This window comes from Demequina ureilytica, from assembly GCF_048553575.1.
Lineage (GTDB): Bacteria > Actinomycetota > Actinomycetes > Actinomycetales > Demequinaceae > Demequina.
Map to the genome: position 1 here is coordinate 255,521 of NZ_JBLZIE010000001.1, position 17,115 is coordinate 272,635.

General features: G+C 68.1%; 13 protein-coding genes. 4 read left to right on the plus strand and 9 right to left on the minus strand.

Annotated features, from left to right (window positions below; all coding sequences use genetic code 11):
• The first annotated feature begins 14 nt into the window (after positions 1–14).
• The gene (locus tag ACNI3K_RS01095) at positions 15–1,181 is read left to right on the plus strand and encodes an S-layer homology domain-containing protein (protein WP_419390014.1); all 1,167 of its coding nucleotides are present in this window, start codon (positions 15–17) and stop codon (positions 1,179–1,181) included.
• Positions 1,182–1,302: 121 nt separating this feature from the next.
• Here the strand turns inward: ACNI3K_RS01095 and ACNI3K_RS01100 are convergent, their stop codons facing one another.
• Positions 1,303–2,352 (minus strand): Gfo/Idh/MocA family protein, encoded by a 1,050-nt coding sequence (locus ACNI3K_RS01100; protein WP_419390015.1) that lies wholly within the window; start codon positions 2,350–2,352, stop codon positions 1,303–1,305.
• Between the two features lie 74 nt (positions 2,353–2,426).
• Between ACNI3K_RS01100 and ACNI3K_RS01105 the strand changes: the two genes are divergently transcribed.
• Together ACNI3K_RS01105 and ACNI3K_RS01110 are read left to right on the plus strand one after the other, a co-directional pair.
• A complete protein-coding gene (locus ACNI3K_RS01105; RefSeq protein ID WP_419390016.1) occupies positions 2,427–3,134 on the plus strand; it encodes a DUF998 domain-containing protein in 708 nt (235 codons plus the stop codon).
• A gap of 181 nt (positions 3,135–3,315) precedes the next feature.
• Positions 3,316–3,981: a DUF998 domain-containing protein gene (locus tag ACNI3K_RS01110; RefSeq protein ID WP_419390017.1), complete on the plus strand. Its 666-nt coding sequence runs from the start codon at positions 3,316–3,318 to the stop codon at positions 3,979–3,981.
• 117 nt (positions 3,982–4,098) lie between these two features.
• Here the strand turns inward: ACNI3K_RS01110 and ACNI3K_RS01115 are convergent, their stop codons facing one another.
• The 7 genes from ACNI3K_RS01115 to ACNI3K_RS01145 form a co-directional block, all read right to left on the minus strand.
• Positions 4,099–5,532, minus strand: a complete 1,434-nt coding sequence (locus ACNI3K_RS01115; protein ID WP_419390018.1) for a hypothetical protein — start codon at positions 5,530–5,532, stop codon at positions 4,099–4,101.
• Positions 5,529–6,065 carry an RNA polymerase sigma factor gene (locus ACNI3K_RS01120; protein WP_419390019.1) on the minus strand — a complete coding sequence of 179 codons (537 nt, stop codon included), beginning with the start codon at positions 6,063–6,065 and terminating at the stop codon, positions 5,529–5,531. Before ACNI3K_RS01120 ends, ACNI3K_RS01115 begins: the two co-directional genes overlap by 4 nt.
• A 109-nt stretch (positions 6,066–6,174) precedes the next feature.
• Positions 6,175–6,345: a hypothetical protein gene (locus ACNI3K_RS01125; protein ID WP_419390020.1), complete on the minus strand. Its 171-nt coding sequence runs from the start codon at positions 6,343–6,345 to the stop codon at positions 6,175–6,177.
• 112 nt (positions 6,346–6,457) lie between these two features.
• Positions 6,458–7,897, minus strand: a complete 1,440-nt coding sequence (locus ACNI3K_RS01130; RefSeq protein WP_419390021.1) for a hypothetical protein — start codon at positions 7,895–7,897, stop codon at positions 6,458–6,460.
• Positions 7,894–8,430: a sigma-70 family RNA polymerase sigma factor gene (locus ACNI3K_RS01135; protein WP_419390022.1), complete on the minus strand. Its 537-nt coding sequence runs from the start codon at positions 8,428–8,430 to the stop codon at positions 7,894–7,896. Before ACNI3K_RS01135 ends, ACNI3K_RS01130 begins: the two co-directional genes overlap by 4 nt.
• Before the next feature lie 161 nt (positions 8,431–8,591).
• Positions 8,592–11,252, minus strand: coding sequence for a type I DNA topoisomerase (topA, locus tag ACNI3K_RS01140; protein ID WP_419390023.1), 2,661 nt, complete (start codon positions 11,250–11,252; stop codon positions 8,592–8,594).
• A 162-nt stretch (positions 11,253–11,414) separates the two neighbouring features.
• Positions 11,415–15,158, minus strand: a complete 3,744-nt coding sequence (locus ACNI3K_RS01145; protein ID WP_419390024.1) for an Ig-like domain-containing protein — start codon at positions 15,156–15,158, stop codon at positions 11,415–11,417.
• 142 nt (positions 15,159–15,300) lie between these two features.
• On the opposite strand from ACNI3K_RS01145, the gene ACNI3K_RS01150 reads away from it, so the two are divergent.
• Positions 15,301–16,131 (plus strand): inositol monophosphatase family protein, encoded by an 831-nt coding sequence (locus ACNI3K_RS01150; RefSeq protein WP_419390025.1) that lies wholly within the window; start codon positions 15,301–15,303, stop codon positions 16,129–16,131.
• A 247-nt stretch (positions 16,132–16,378) separates the two neighbouring features.
• Here the strand turns inward: ACNI3K_RS01150 and ACNI3K_RS01155 are convergent, their stop codons facing one another.
• Complete coding sequence (locus ACNI3K_RS01155; RefSeq protein WP_419390026.1) at positions 16,379–17,077, minus strand: hypothetical protein; 699 nt, start codon at positions 17,075–17,077, stop codon at positions 16,379–16,381.
• Positions 17,078–17,115: the final 38 nt, after the last annotated feature.

The window sequence follows — 17,115 nt, forward strand, 5'->3', positions numbered from 1 at the left end:
TGAGGGGAATCTACGTGTACAGATCTGCAAGAAGGACGGTCGCTGCCGTCGCCACCATGGCCATCGGCGCAGCCGCCGTCGCCGCCGGGGCCACCGCCGCGAACGCAGCACCGGACGAGGAGTCGCTCGCGTCGATCGTCGTCGAGATCGACCTGCCCACCGACGACAGCGGCCAAGGACCCATGGTGTTCTCGGCCACGGACGTGGTCATCGGCGAAGGCCCCGAGCTCACGGGCGATGACGAGATCGCGAACCCCTCTGGGTACTGCGGCGAGGTCGAGGTGGACGTGGATCTCGGCATGCAGACCATCACGGTGTCCAGCTCAAGCGACGCGTGCAACTTCGAGACCGCAGACGTGAGCGTCGAGATCACGGGCGACTTCATCCTGGGCGGCGTCGAGCTGTACTCGGACTCGCTGTTCGACGCTGAGACCGAGCTCGAGTACTACCTCTACGACGGCACCCTGTACGCCTCGTGGACGTTGATCGAGAGCGGGTCCCCTGACATGAACGGCGCGGCGGTGTTCGGCATCGTCCACTCCGACGAGCACCCGTTCATCGACGTCCACGCCGACATGGCTCTCTCCAAGTACAACGAGCACTGGCTGGCCATCGGATCCCTGGGCTACATGGGGATCGTTCGAGGATGGGAGACGCCGGAAGGCTTCGAGTTCCGTCCGTACGAGCGCACCACCCGCGACGCGCTCGCCGCGTTCATGTACCGCACCTTCGGCGACGAGGTGAACCCCGTCTCGGACGAGCCTGCGGTCGAGCCGTTCGTCGACGTGTCCTCCGACCCCGACTCCCCGCACTACAACGAGCACTGGGAGGCCATCTACTGGATGGCGGCGGAGGGCCTGGCCGAGGGTTGGCCCGTGGACGGCGGCTACGCATACCGTCCCACCGCGCAGATCACGCGTGACGCTGTTGCGGCGTTCATGTTCCGCCTCGACGGTGGCGCCTCGGCTCCTCAGGGCAACCCCTTCACCGACGTCTCGAGCGACCCCGAGTCCGCGGACTTCTCGGAGCACGCCGTGGCGATCGCCTGGATGTACGAGGAGGGGCTGGCCAACGGTTGGTCGACGAGCGAGGGCCCCGAGTACCGGCCCACCGCGAAGATCACCCGTGACGCCATCGCCGCGTTCATCTACCGCACGGTGACACAGGCGCGCCCGAGCTAATCTAGCGACGCACGTGACGAAGGCGCCGGTCCCCTCGCTGGGGCCGGCGCCTTTCGCCTTCTACTTGACTGCGGCCGATGCGGGCGCGGGCTTCAGCGCACACCCCGCCCGCGCATCGGCGCTACTTCTCGTTGGGGTAGACCACGCCGATCTGGGCGCGGACCTCGTCCTGAATGCGCATGATCTCGAGCGAGTTGTCGAGGGTGTGCAGCGGGCTCTCGGTCTGGCCGGCCGCGACCAGGCGCGCGACCTCGGCGGCCTGGAACTGGAAGCCGTTGTCGACCAGGCCGTCGTAGGTCCACGAGGTGCCGTCGAGGCGGAACAGCGTGAACGTGGTGGGCGTGTAGAACAGGCCGTCGATCTCGATCGCGCCCTCGGTGCCGCCGATGTGCGCGGTGCCCGGCGAGCGGGCCTCCATCGTCGTGGTGAGGCTCGCCTGAGCGTCCTCGTACTCGAACACCATCGACACCTGGCCGTCGACCCCGGTGTCGCGCAGGCGGCCGACCGCCGTGATCTTGTCCGGCACGCCCAGCATGTCGTGAGCGAAGGCTATTGGGTACACGCCCAAGTCCAGCAGCGCGCCGCCCGCGAGGTCGGCGCGCACCATGCGGTCCACGTGGGTGAGCATCTGGCCGTGGTCGGCCTGCACCGAGACCACTTGGCCGATCTCGCCGCGGGCGATCGCTGCGCGCACCGCGTACATGTGCGGCAGGTGACGGGCCCACATGGCCTCCATGACGAACACGCCCTTGGCGCGGGCCGCATCCACGATCAGCTGGGCCTGGGCCTCGTTCTGTGTGAAGGACTTCTCGACGAGCACGTGCTTGCCGGCCTCAATGGCCAGGAGCGCGGGCTCGTGGTGGTTGTTGTGGGTGGTGGCGACGTAGACGATGTCGATGGTGTCGTCAGCGAGCAGCTCCTCGTAGCTCCCGTAGGCCGCGGGGATGCCCTTCTCGTCGGCGAACGCCTGCGCGCGCTCCACGCCGGAGGCCGATGCGACCGCCACCACCTCCGACTGCGTGTACTGGGTCACGGCGTCCGCGAGCTTGCGGGCAATGCCGCCAGCGCCGATGATCCCCCACCGGTACGCCGGAGCGTGCATGGGGTCGGGGCAGATCGCGGTCTGCGAATAGGTGGGCTTGGTGCTGGCGGTGTTGGTGTCAGTGCTCATGCGGCCAGCCTAGCGATGCGGCCCGCGTTGCCTACCCGACCCAACCGCGCGGCCGCGGCGTGCGAACCTCTTTCATGAGTTCACCGTCCTCGTCAACGACGTCGCCCTCCCCCTCCACGCGCGGGTTAGGCGTCATCGCGATCGTCGGCGCCGTCGCGTGGATCGGCACGGTCGCCGCGTTTCACCTGATTCGCCCCGACCTCTCCCCCGGCGACGCGTACATCAGCAACTACGCGCGCGGCGAGTGGGCGTGGGTGATGCAGGCGGCGTTCCTTATCAACGCTGCGGGGTGGGCGGCGGCCGGGCTCGGGCTGCGGCGGGTGCTCGCGCCCGCACCCGGAGCCACTGCGCTGGCGGTGCTCGGCGGTGTCGCGGCCCTCGGGATGTCGCTAGCGGGGATCTTCCGGGCTGATCCACTGCTGACCACCGACCCATCTCTCGAGGGCCTGATCCACTCGCGCACCGCGGGCCTCGCGTTCCTGTGCTTCATCGCGATCGGCTTCGTGGGGTGGTGGGCCGCGCGCCGGTCCGATGCGTGGGGCGACTGGTCGCTGCCGTCCCTGGCCTTCGGGTTCACGACCTTGATCTTGTTCGTCACGTTCAACGCCTGGCCTGCCGTCGCGGGTGGCGGCTTCGGGTGGTGGCAGCGGCTGCTCGCGGCCGTGGTGATCCCGGGGGCGCTGGCATCGGTGGGGTGGCGCCTGACCCGCGAAGCATCCCGGAAGGACGTCGCTCCCCAGCCGCACTCGCGTCGGCCGGCGGAGGTCCGCCCCGCACCCTGAAGCGTTCCTCACACACGTGTGACCCCCGCGACGCCTGGGACCGCTGGGTCTGCCCCACCCGCGTCACGCACCCCACCTGTCACAAGCGTGTGAGGAACGCGACGGCGCGCGGGTGGCGGCGGGCAGGTCCGGCGAGGAGTAACGTCGGAGGTATCAGGCATGACCTCGAGAGGGGGCTCACATGACCGGCAACGAAGCAGGTCCACGTAGGTCCAAGCGCGTGCCACTGTCGTCCTCGTTCTTGGGCTTCGGGGCGATCTACGCCGCGATCTTCTGGGTGCTGGTGGTGCTGGCCTTCCACTGGATCCGGCCCGACCTCGACCCGTGCTGCGCATACGTCAGCAACTACGGCCGCGGCGACTACGAGTGGCTCATGCAGGCGGCGTTCGTGGTGTTCGGCTTCGGCTGGATGGCCGCCGGGATCTCGTTGAGCCGCGCGCTCCGCGAGTCACGTGCGGGCGGCGTGCTACGGATCCTGCTGCTCATTGTGGGGTTCGGGCTGCTGGTCGCCGGGATGTGGCGCGCCGACGACCTGGGTGCCGGCGACGCCAGCCCCGAGGACGTGTTCCACACCGCCGGCAGCCTGGCAGCGTTCGGCGGGCTGATCGTGTTCGGTCTGCTCGCCGCGTGGCTCCTGCGCGGCACGCGGCTGCAGGGCCTCGCCGTCCCGCACCTATTGCTCGGCCTCGTCACGCTCGCGCTGTTCTTGACCTTCAACCTCATGGCCGAGAGCGACGGGTTCGGCTGGTGGCAGCGCGCGCTGACCATGGTGGTGATGCCGGGCTGGCTGATGTGGCTGAGCTGGCGCCTGGTGCGGACGGCAAGGGCCGACGTCCGCCGCGCCTGAGCCTCCACCGGACCGTCCCAAACATCCTTGGCCGCAACACTCCGGCACCCCGGCCGATGCGCGGGCTGACCCCTGCGTGTCGCTCGCCAGATGTTCAAGAGGGTCCGCGAAGAGCGGTCAGTCGGCCTCGCCCAGGTAGACCCAGGTCTGGTAGTCGTCGGGAGAGTCGAGGCTGCCGGCCACACTCGGGTCCACGCCGTCGATCACCAGGAACACGGACCCGCCGATCTGGGGCATCACCTCGACGTACGCGCAGTCGGGACCTTGTAACGGGTCCGACTCTCCCCATTGGAGTACGCGATCGCCGGTCCACTCCAGGTGAGCCTCGGGTCTCACTCCGTCGGTGATCTCTTGCGATACGAGCCACGCGTGGTGCTTCAGGAACCATGGGTCGTCACCAGCCGGCAATGTCGCCAAGGTGCCGCGGGCCCACAACTCGGCCGTGAGGCTGTCAGTCACGCCGGGAACCTCCACGGTGTATTCGGGGGCGCTCGGACTGGGTTGACCGGCGGCCAGCAGGTCCGCGAGCGGGGAGCAGCCTGGCTGCGGCCGCTCGACCACGAACGCCTGGTACTCGCTACCTTCGGGCGCGCGCAGGTGCGCGGGCGTCGCCGGGTACGGAGTCGGTTCGTCGCTGGGCTCGGGAACGCCCGAAGTGCCGGCCGTCGGCTCCGGCGTCGGTGAGGTCTCACCGATGCGCGGCAAGTCCGTGGTGTTGGCCGGCTCGCTCGAGTCGACGACGATGGTCGCAAGCGGGTCACCATCGCCCGAGTCTCCGGTCGCCCAGAATTGCGCGACTACGAGCGTCTCCTCCCCCTGGCCCGAGGGCTCGGCGGACGTCCCGGTCAAGTCCCCGGTCGGGATCGCACAAGCATTTCCGCCGGGCACGAGAGTGGCCTCTGCCCGGGTCCCTTCACCTCGGTCGCGGCCGGCATAGTGGAGAGAGAGGCCCGTCACCGTCCCGTGGACGACTCGTAGAGTTGCCAAGGTCAACGACGCCGCCTCGCCTCCCGTGGAGACTACCCACTGTGGTGCACTCGGGATCGGCGTCAGCCGCCCCTCAGGCGTCGGGGCGACATTGGGCTGGCTGGGCGGAGGCGACGCTGCCGCTTCGTCGATCCTGGCAAGGGCGGCCTCGAGCCAGATCGAACGCTCGTACGCCTGGTCATCGTGGACTCTCACCCCGGGGTCCAAAGACAGTTCGTCCAAGCACATGACCTCGTCTTCACCTTGCAGCATCACCTGTGGGTCTCCCTCGGTGGCCTCACCAGGCTCCGCGTCGTAGCGCCACGGGCCCGCCTCGACCCCGATCTCTGGACCCGCTGGCTCCATGTTCCCCTCTCCCAGGAGTGGCAGCCCCACCCATCCGGCCACGCCGATCGCCACCACGCCCAGAGCGCCGGCCCCGGCCTGAGCCGCAGCCCTCCGCTGCCGACCGCGAGAGATGCCGTGGACGCTCGAGGTGACGACCGCATCGGCCGAAAGCCCAGGCGCCACCTCCTCGCCGTGCTGCTGTGCCGCGCGCCGCAGCGCGTCGTGGAAGTCGCTCATGGCTTGCTCCTCTCGGCGACGGGGACCTGCTCGGGCTCCTCGTCGCTCACTCCCAGCACGGGCGCGAGTCGTTGGCGCCCCTCTGCCAGGTACTTCTTGACCGTGCCGTCGCTCAGGTGCATCGCGACAGCGACGTCCGCGACCGTGAGGTCGTCGTAGAACCGCAGCGCGACGGCGGTGCGCACGCGCGGCGGAAGGGCCGCGAGCGCCCGGCTTATCTCGTCATGCTCCTCGACGTCGCTGGCGTGCTCGTGCGGATCGCGCGAGGCGACCTTGGGAATCAGCCGGCGCCACGTCGCGTCGCGGCGGATCCCGTCGATGTGGAGGGTGCGCATGGTCGCTCGGACGTAGCCCTCGATGGCGCGATGGTCGTCGAGGCGGCTGCGCTTGACGAGGGTCTTCACGACCGCCGCTTGGACCAGCTCCTCGGCACCGTGGTGGGTGCCGGTGAGCACGTAGCCGTAGGCGGCCAGGCGCGACCCGGCCTCGCGGTACACGTCCGCGACCACCTGCGCGATGTCTGGCTGTCTCATGTCCCTCACACCATAGAGACGGTTGGGGACTGCTCAAGGGTGGGGTGCGACTTTGCCGCGCTCGACTGCGGACCCGGCGACGGCCGCCGGTCTTCGGATCACTCCGGCTTCAGAGCGACAGGGCCAACACCGCAATGATGATGAGGGCGAGGGCCACCCCGACGCCGATGAGCGCCGTCGTGCGCCGGGTGCCGCGCTGGGCACGTTCGGCGCGCCCAGCGGCCCTCGCATCGTCAGCCGAATGGCCTGTGCGGTTTGGGTCATCCCCTGGTTCCGTCATCGGTCTCTCCCTTCGACGCCGCCGGCGCTTCGCGACACCGGCACTTTCCACCATATGCGAGGTCGGGAACCGTGTCGCGGTGCAGCGGGCCGATGCGCGGGCTGGCTTTCGCTCAGCCCTGCTCGTCGATCTCGGGGATAGAGGGGACACCGTTCACGACGGTGATGGGCGTGAGGTCGTACACATCCCCCATCTCAGGCACCACGAGGCTGGCGGAGTACTCCCCCTCTGCGATGAGATCTGGGTTGCCGCAGTCCCACACCTGATTCAGTTCGACAAACCAACCCGGCTCGTCGTGAGGCAGGTCGTCCCGCTCCGACCAGCGGGCGTCGAACACCCACGTCCCATCCACCCCGCGCAGCAGGAGTCGCGTATCCCCGACGTCTGTCATGCGCTCAACCGGGTCTGCCTCACCATCGGCGCCGCCGACGGGGATCGGGTACCCACCCACGAGGGCGTCGTCGCCGTACCCGTACAGGCGACCAGTTTCGATGGTGCTGGGCACCGGGATGCTGCCGACGAAGCCTCCGGAGTCGCCTGTCCCGGTCACGAAGTCCTGGTCACCCAAGAGCGCGGCGCACTCGAGCCCGCCGGTCCACTCCCGCACCTCGATGACGGACGCAAGAGCGTCGTCACCCCAAGCGCTTCCGAGCGAGTCGGAGTCGTCGAGGTCTGGCTCGCGGAGCCCCGTGTAGTCGACCTCGCCCGCGCTGATCACGACCGTCGCGAGCGGTGCGCCACCCTCGTCGGACCAGACCTGGGAGACGAGCACCGGCTCGTAGACGCCGTCGGTGTAGACCTCGCCGTCGCTGCCATCCCCACACACACCCGGACTTGGTGTCCACATGTGCGAGGACGCCGACCCAGCCCCGTCCCCGGAGAAGCCCTTGGAGCCCGACACGCCCACAACCTCGTCGTCCTGCAGAAGCAGCGCGACGGAGGTGGTGGTGATGTCGTCACCCACCTGCCAAGCCACCTGGTGATCGAACAAGTGCTGCTCGGCCGTAGCGTCCACAGCCACTGGGTTCTCGGCCACTAGGTTGTCCCAGGCATCTCCCGGGTCTCCCGACGGGAGTTCGCGGAGCCACTCCTCAGTGACATCTTCCGGCGTAGCCTGGAGCGACAGGGCGGCCACCGCCACGCCTCTGTCGACGACGTCCGGATCGTGCACCGTCACACCCTCATTCACGTCGAGCGTCATGGCGCAGATCTCCTCGGACAGATCCTGCACATCGATCGGGATCTCCGGATCCGCCGGCGCCGATCCATCGATGCGGTAGACCTCGCCGCGTGCCTCGAGCTCCGGGTCAATCGAGGCAACGGGCGCGGCAGGCTCAGAGTTCATAGTCGCCCCGGGCAGCACGCCCCAAACACCCACGCCCACGAGAGCGATCCCGGCCACGGCACCCACACCGCCCCCGACTGCACGACGTCGGCGCCCCCGGCGCACCCGCTCGCCCAGCGCCGAACGCACGTCGCTCGAACTCAAGCGCTGCGCGGACTCGTCGACCGCATCGGCCCCGTGCCTTCCAAGCTCCTCGTGAAGATTCATGATCGACCCTCCGTCTCCACCACCGCGACGCGTTCGACGTCGAAGGTCGCGTCGTCACCCACCTCGACCGCGAGCCGGTCGAGGGCATCCGAGAGATACCTCTTGACGGTCCCGGTCGCGAGGCCCATCTCGTGCGCGACGTCCGCCACCGTGAGGTCGTCGTAGAAGCGCAGAACGACAGCGGTGCGCTGGCGCGGACTGAGCGCGCCGAGCGCCCTGCCCACAGCATCGGCCGCATGAATGCGCTCGGTGGCGTCGGGCTGCTCGTCGCGGACGGCCTGCCCCGGAATGAGGCGGCGCCACCGCTTGTCGCGCCGCAGCCCGTCGAGGTGCAGGGTGCGCATCGCGGCACGCACGTAGCCCTCGGCCGCGGCGGCGTTCGGGATGCGACGGCGGCGCACGAACACCTTGACGATCGCGTCTTGCACCAGGTCCTCGCCCGCATGCTGCGAGCCCGTCAGCAGGTAGCCGTAGGCCGCGAGCCGCTTGGACGCGCGCTCGAGCATCTCGCCCAGCAGCTCGTCATCGGTCACGGTGGCCCCTCTCGTCGGCATACAAACGGCCGATGCGCGGAAAGGGTTGTGGACCGTCCCGAACATTCTGGACCGCGACACCCCGGTCAGGGCAGCCGATGCGCGGGTCGCGCCCGGCGTGTTGCTCACCAGATGTTCGGGAGGGTACGCCGAGGGCGGCGCTACTTCTTCTTAGGCGCGGCCTTCTTCGCAGCCGGCTTCTTCTTGGCCGGGGCGCGCTTCTTCTTGGCCGGGCCCTTGGCGCGCTTGTCCTGCAGCAGTTCGATCGCACGCTCCGGAGTCATGCCCTCGACGGTGTCGCCGCGCGGGATCGTCACATTGGTCTCGCCGTCGGTGATGTACTCGCCGAAACGGCCTTCCTTGATGACGATGGGCTTCTTGCTGACGGGGTCCTCGCCCAGCTCCTTGAGCGGCGGCTTGGCGGCGGGACGGCCGCGACCGCGCTTGGGCTCGGCGTAGATCTTGAGGGCCTCCTCGAGGGTGACCGTGAAGATCTGATCCTCGGTCTCGAGCGAACGCGAGTCCGTGCCCTTCTTGAGGTACGGGCCGTAGCGGCCGTTCTGCGCCGTGATGACGTCGCCCGACTCGGGGTCCTTGCCGACCTCGCGTGGCAGGCTCATCAGCTGCAGCGCATCCTCGAGCGTGACCGTTTCGAGCTGCATCGACTTGAGCAGGCTCGCGGTGGCGGGCTTGCCCTTGGCGTCCTCGGGCAGCACCTCAGTCACGTACGGGCCGTAGCGTCCGCCCTTCGCGATGATCTCGTGGCCGGTCTCGGGGTGCTTGCCCAGCGAGCGCTCGTCGCCGCCCTGGTTCTCGAACAGTTCCAGCGCCTTGGCGACCGTGAGCTCGTCGGGGGCCAGGTCCTCGGGGATCGAGGCGGTCTCGCGCTCGCCGTCCACGGTGCGCTCGATGTACGGGCCGTAGCGGCCGGGGCGCGCCGCGATGCCCTCGCCGATCTCGAACGTGTTGATGGCCTTCGCGTCGATGTCGCCCAGCGAGTCCACGAGGTTCTTCAGCCCTTCGGGGCCGTCGCCGTCCTTGCCGAAGTAGAACTCGTGCAGCCACTTCTTCATGTCCCGCTCGCCCGTGGCGATGCGGTCGAGGCCCGCCTCCATCTCGGCGGTGAACGCGTAGTCCACCAGCGTGGGGAAGTGCTGCTCGAGCAGTCGCACGATCGCGAAGGCGATCCACGTGGGCACCAGCACCTGCTTGTCGATACGCACGTACTCGCGCGCCACCAGCACATCCACGGTCGAGGCGTAGGTCGACGGGCGGCCGAGCTTGCGGTCCTCGAGTTCCTGGATCATCCCGCCCTGTGTGAAGCGGGGCGGCGGCGTGGTCGAGTGAGTGATGGGCGCAAGGTCCTCGGCGTCCACCTTCTGTCCCTCTTTGACTTGCGGCAGGCGCTTGTCCTTGTCCTGCGTCTCGTCCTTGGCGTCCTCTTCGTAGCGCGAACGCTCCTTGGTCTCCTCGTAGGCGGCGAGGAAGCCGGGCGCCGTGATGATGGTGCCGGACGCCGAGAACTCGACCGCGTGCCCGCCCGAGGTCTTCGCCCCGATGCGCACGGTTGAGGTGCTGCCGATCGCATCGGCCATCTGCGAGGCGACGGTGCGCTTCCAGATCATCTCGTACATGCGGAACTCATCGCCCGCGAGCTCACTGCGGACCGAGGCCGGCGTGCGGAACTTGTCGCCGGCGGGGCGGATCGCCTCGTGCGCCTCTTGAGCGTTGGTGTCCTGGCTGGCGTAGATGCGGGGCGAGGACGCGACCGAGTCGGAGCCGTAGAGCTCGGCGGCCTGCGCACGGGCGGCACGGATGGCCTCACCCGACAGCACAGGCGAGTCCGACCTCATATAGGTGATGTAACCGCGCTGGTACAGGCCCTGCGCGACGCCCATCGACTGGCGAGCCCCCAGGCGCAGCTTGCGGCTGGCCTCCTGGATGAGGCTCGACGTGATGAACGGCGCCGCGGGGCGGCGCTTGTACGGCTTGGACTCGACACTTGCGACCTTGTAGTCCGAGTGCGCAAGGCCCGATGCGAGGGCACCGGCCTCTCCGGCCGTCACGTGGTGCACTTTGGTGTTTCTAAGCACGCCGCGGTCGTCGAAGTCCTTACCGGTCGCGACTCGCTTGCCGTCCACTGTGGTGAGGCGAGCGGAGAAGTCCTTGCCCGCATCGGCCCCCTCGGTGGCGCTGAAGGTGGCGGTGAGGTCCCAGTACTCGGCGGACTGGAACGCCATGCGCTCCTTCTCGCGGTCCACGACCAGGCGCAGCGCGGCGGACTGCACGCGGCCGGCGCTCAGGCCCTGCTGGACCTTGCGCCACAACACGGGCGACACCTCGTAGCCGTAAAGGCGGTCCAGGACGCGGCGGGCCTCCTGGGCCTCCACCAGCTCCATGTCGATGTCGCGCGGGTTGGCGAGCGCCCGCTCGATCCCCTCGCGGGTGATCTCGTGGAATGCCAGGCGCTTGACGGGGACCTTGGGCTGCAGCACCTCGAGCAGGTGCCACGCGATGGCCTCTCCCTCGCGGTCCTCATCAGTCGCGAGGTAGAGCTCGTCGGCGCCCTTGAGCGCGCGCTTGAGGTCCGCCACCAGCTTCTTCTTCTCCGGGCTCACCACGTAGAAGGGCGCGAAGCCGTTCTCGACGTCGACGGCGAACTTTCCGAGCGACCCCGTCTTCTTGTCGGCTGGCATCTCGCTGGGCTGCGGGAGGTCACGAATGTGGCCGACGGACGACACCACCTCGTAGTCGGCACCCAGGTAGCCGCCGATGGTGCGCGACTTGGTGGGCGACTCGACGATCACGAGCTTGTGCGTCATCTGCTCCTGCTTTCGGGGTGGGGTCGTCACGGGCGCAACTGGCCAGGGACGCTCACAGGATACATACGGACTGAGAGGTGTCGAACGGACGGGTGCCCCGAGGCCACACGTGGCTCGGGGCCGTGCCGGGCGCAAACCCTGGCACGGCCCCGAGCAGTCGTGCTACTTGGGCAGGTTGTCGTAGCGGTTCAAGAACGCCGCCATCGCGTCACGGGTGGTCGAACGGTACGGAAGGAACTTCGTTCCCTCGTCCGTCTGCCACCCGGTCGTGATGCCGGTGTCCTCGAGCCACGTGATCTCGGTGTAGAACTCCGTGTTCGTGGACGTGATGTCCACGAACGGAGAGTTCACCGGTTCGACCCAGGTGGGCTCGTCCGCGAGGCGGTACAAGAACGCCGCCATCGCATCACGCGTGATCGGCTCGAACGGACGGAACTCCTGACCCGCGTTGGTGTCCCAACCCTCGGAGATACCCTCCTGGGCCAGCCACACGATCGCCTCGTAGTGCTCGGATGAGACGTCCACGTCCGCGAACGGAGACTGAGCCGGCAACGTCACATCCGGCGAACCGGCGTAGCGGTACAGGAACGTCGCCATCGCATCACGCGTGATCTTGTTGAACGGACGGAACTGGGTTTCACCATCGACAACCCCGCCCTGCGTGATACCCCGATCCGCCAGCCACATGATCGAGTCGTAATGCTCCAGCGACTCGTCCATATTGGCAAACTCCACCGGAGCCGGCTCGGACACCGTCACAGTGAACGACGTCGTGATCGACGCATCATCCGTCGACGTCACCGACACCATCACCGTGGCAGCCACCGACGAATCAAAGCCCGACACCGTGTATTCCGCAGCATCCAGCACCGTCGTCGACTGACCGGTCCACGTCGCCGTGACCTCCAGACCATCAAGATCCAGATCGTCACCCACCACATACTCCGACTTGGACGGCAACTGCGTCACCGCAATCGACTCCAGCTCCGGCGCAGGTGCGGCGACCGTGACGTCGGCGCTCCCGGATAGCGAACTGTTGGCGGTCGACGTCGCGGTGACGGTCGCCGTGCCTGCGGCCACTGCGGTGACCACGCCACTGGCGCTCACCGTCGCGACCGACTCGTCATCCGAGGACCAGGTCACCGTCTGCGACGCCTCGGCAGGTGCCACGGTCGCCGCAAGGCTTCCCGTGTCACCGAGCTCGAGGTCGAGCGTCGTGGGCGTGACGGACACCGAGGTAGGTGCCGCGGCCACAGCGGTGATCTCAAACGTCGCCGGCGTGGCCGCTCCGTTGAGGAGCGAGCCGGTAACCGTCGTCGTGCCACCCACCGTGGCGAGGGGCCCGTAGTCGATGGTCTCCCACTCGACCTCGACCTCTTCGGTGCGGTCACCGTCGTTGCCGTACACCGCGGTGACGGTCGCCGGCGGGGTGATGCCCGAGTCGGTGCCGACCGCGACCTCAAGGGTCTCGGGGACCACCGAGGTGACGAGCATCTCCGGCTGGTACGCCGCCAGCACTCCGTCGCGCTCGGCGCGGGTGATCGGAATCACCGAACCGTGACGCGGGGCGCCCGGCAGGTCCACCCTGTCGTCAGTCGCCGGGTTGAGGTAGTCCCACCCAGGCTGGCTGATGTCCTCGGTGAAGAAGGCCTGGTAGCCGTCTCCGTTGAAGTAGTCGGCGAACATGTAGTAGCCAGGACCATTCACGTCACCCGGGTTGGCCTTGAACGTGGTCGAGCCCTCGACGATCGGCGTGTAGTCGGCGTTCTGTGTCACGCAGTCCTCGATGGGGGTCCACGCACCCGTGTCCTCCGCCGTCAGGACGGAGCGCAGCTCGGTCGAGTAGTCCGTGATGATGCCCTGGCAGCCAGCGGGGCCTGCTACCTCTTTGATGAAGCGATAGAAGGTGCCATCGTCGGTGAACACGTCAGCGTCGATCTGGTCGCCCTCGTCCACCCAGATGAACGGGTCGGAGAAGTTGACGAAGTCACGGGTCGTGACGGCCACGGTACGGGCCGTCGTGGTGCCGGGAGCACCCGTCACGTGCGGCTCGCCCTCGGGGTACACGCGGGAGGACCAGTACACGAGGTAGGCGCCGATGGACGGATCCCAGGTCGCCTCAGGTGCCCACGTCATGCCCACCCACTCGGGTGCGATGAGCGTGTGACGCTGCTCGGTCCAGTTCACCAGGTCGGTGGACTCCCAGATCTCCAAGTAGCGCGAACCGTTGGTGTACGCCTCGGGCCACGTGGTCTGAGTGATGTCCAGGTCGGTGGCGAGCATGTAGAAGCTGTCGCCGTCCACAGAACGCACGATCGAGGGGTCACGCAGACCCCCGGTGCCCTCAGACGAGGTCAGCACGGCCTCGCCGTCATTGACCTCGTCCCACTCCAACGCGTCATTTCCACGCGCGGTCGCCATGTAGATCTGCTGGCCGGCGGTGGTGTTGCCCGTGAAGTAGGAGAACAGGTAAGACTCGTACGACTCGTCGGTCAGGCCGGGATCGGCCAGCACGGTGAGATCGAACGCGACAGCATCGGACTCGGCGCCCGAGGTGATGGTCGCGGTCAGGGTGACGTCGGTGTCCACGTCGGGTCGTGTGACGAAGCCCTGCTCGATCACGTCGGCCACGCCGTCCGTCGTCGAACCAGGTGCGACGTCAGCGTCGCTGATCACGGCCGGGTCGGAGGAGACCCAGTCGATGGTGACGTCGGCCGCTCCGGCATCGGTGACCTCGCCCTGGAGCGCCGCGAGCGTCTCGGGGAGCGTGAGAGAACCGCGGACCGCATCGGCCTGGGGTGCGGTGAGCGCCGCAATCTCGGCAAGGCCGTCAGCGGCCCTCTGCACCAGTTGCTCATCGGTCGGGTTGGCGATCACGGTGACGGTTCCGGCGGATGTCGCCGGGCTCGAGCCCGCGGCGTTGAAGGCCGCGACGGACACGTCGTACGTGCCGTCGGCCACGCCGCTGAGGGTGGCCGAGGTGGCACTCGCGCCGACCTCTTCCGTGGTGACGGCGGACGTCGTGGTGTCGGTCAGTGTGACTCGGTAGCCCGAGACGGGCTCCCAGTCGCCGCCTGCCTCCACGGCGCTCCACGTCGCCATGACGGTGTCGGCCGTGGTGGAGGACGATGCGGACGCGGGTCCCGCCTGAGGGACATCGATCGCGTCAAGGTAGATCTGCTCGATCGCACTGGCGTCGAGAGCGTCCTCGAAGACCATCAGGTCCCGGTACGAGCCGTTGTAGGTCTGATCGGCGGTGTAGTTGGACTTGCCGATCATCACATCGATGGGTCCGGAGAAGTCGCCGATGGCGAGGGCCTTGGTCTGCGCCGGGCCGACCGGGACGCCGTTCAGGTATCCCTGGATCGAGGTCTCGGTGAAGACGGTCGTGTAGAGCGCCCACTTGCTGCGCAGCGACGTGGTGCTCACCGAGTTGGCCGAGCCCGACGGGCCCACCTCGGTGCTCCACGGCGACGTGCCCGTGCTGTTGGTGAACACCGACTTGAAGTAGCCGGCAGGGCTCGCGGGGTTCAGGATCCAGTAGTTCTGCGGAACGTTGCTCACCGGCGCGGTGCCGAAGAACATCGCGGCGTAGTTGCCGTTCGCCACCTCGCGCTTGACCCACACGGAGACCGTGAGGTCCTCGCCGCGGTCGGTAATCAGCCCAGGGGGGAGGTCCACGAACGGACCTGTGTTTGACCCTCCGGTCAGCCTCAGTCCATCCGGGTAGGTGACGGTGCCGTTCACGGTGCCGTCGTAGGAGCCGACTACGTCCGCGACGTCTTCCGTCAACGGATAGTGAGCGACCGGCTGTGGAGCCTCGGCGGCTTGCGCCGCGGGCACGAGCACGGTTGCGGCGAGGGCCGCCGTCAGTACAGCAGGGAAAAATGCGCGCGTGAGTCGCATGAAGTGCATCTCCTCTTTGAGACATGGATGAGCCGTTGTGAACGTTATCATTGCGCCGCTCGCGTGGGAAGGGGACACGGCGATCGCGGCCGCTCGGTCCGGATCTCGCCCGCGCGTCACCAGGCTCTGTCACGATAGGGGCGTGAACAGTGACGCAGTAGGACAGGCGATGCGAGACGTCGCGGACGATCTCATCCGACCGAGGTTTCGAACCCTCGTGGATGGCGACATCGACACCAAGTCGGGGCCCGACGATCTCGTGACGGTCGCGGACATCGAGGCCGAACACGCGCTCACCCCGATCCTCGCGGGCATCGAGGATCAGCCCGTCGTGGGCGAAGAAGCCACCGCAGCCAACCCTTCCCTGCCGGACCTGCTCGCGACCGCATCGGCCGCTTGGACCGTCGACCCCGTCGACGGCACCTGGAACTTCGCGCACGGCTCGATCGACTATGCGGTCATGGTGGGGCACGTGGTTGGCGGCGACGCGCACTCCGGCTGGATCCTGCAGCCCGAGACGGGGTACCTGTTTCACGGCGGGGTCGATTCCCCCGTGACCGTGACCGGCGACGACGGCCTCGTGCGGCACATCGAGTCCGTCGCCGGCGAGTCGGCGCGGCCCCTGTCCGAGCTGCGCGGCATGGCGGTGCTGAGGTTCGCCCCGGATTCCGCCGCCACGGGGCTGGTGGGACTCGCCGAGGACGTGGCCGAGATCACGCCGCCGCGCATGTGCGCCGGATGGGACTACTGGGACATCATCGACGGCGAGCTCGACTTCCTGCTGTACTTCCGCGCCATGCCGTGGGACCACGCGCCCGGTGCGGCGATCTGCCGGGCCGCGGGGTATACGGTGCGGCACCTCGATGGGGCCGAGTACCGTCCTGGGGCGCCTGGCCGGCCGTTCCTGGTGGCCCGGGAATCCGAGTGGGAGGCGCTGGCGGACGCCATCCGTTCCCGCGCCGGCGTGCTCTAACCCACCCCTCCTGTCCCCTCCCCCTGTCCGGCACTGGTTGTCGCCGACAGGCAGTCGCGGCCTCCTGTCCGGCACTCACTGTCGGCAGCCGTCTCCCTGAGCCTGCCGTCTCTCCTGCTCGATCCGACCGTGACAGCCGGACAGCGCGCTCGGACCGCTCAAGAGCGACAATGAGTGCCGGACAGGAGATGGGGCGGGGCCGGACGCACAAAAGGGGCCCTCCGCAGAGGGCCCCTTCGTGAACTGACTAGACGGTGGCGGGCTCGTCGATCTTCTCGATGGCCGGTGCCTCCTTGAGGGCCGGCTTGTCAGCGCGGCTCACCCACACCAGGCCGAGGCCGGCGAGGATCAGGGTCAGGCCCAGTCCAGCGGCGATGGCCGCGGTGCCGAGTCCGAGGACCAGCACATTTGCGGTGACGGAGCCGACGCCCAGCTCACCGATCAGCGCGTGAGCGGTGGGGGTCCAGGCCGCTTCGCGAGCCTGCCCCTCGAGCGGGTGCATGCGGTCGAAGTCGGCCCAGTAGCGGCCATCGGTCGCGACCTCGTAGGTGCCAGCTTCGAAGGTCTCGCCGTTGTACTCGACGGGCTCGGCCAGGGTGACCTCGGTGGTGCCGGACAGGGTGTGGTACGCCACGAGGCCCATCTGGTACATGTACTCGGAACCGGTGTTCACGAGCGGGTCGTTGGCGTCCATCTCCCAGCTCTTCAGCGAGTAGTTCCAGTCGTCTTCGACCAGAGACTTGATGGCCTCTGCGCCTTCCACCTCGCCGCGGTCGACCAGCTGGCCTTCCTCGTTGTAGGTGAGAGTGACGTTCTGCGCTTCCGAGAACGCCTGCAGGGAGTCGTTGCCGGCCTTGACCTGCAGCGCGGCGAATGCGCCGATGCCGATGAAGCCGATGCCGATGATGGCGAGAATGATGCCGAGGAGCTTGATTCGAGCATTCATGATGTGGGTCCTTTCCCATCCGGGGTTGGTACTGCGTG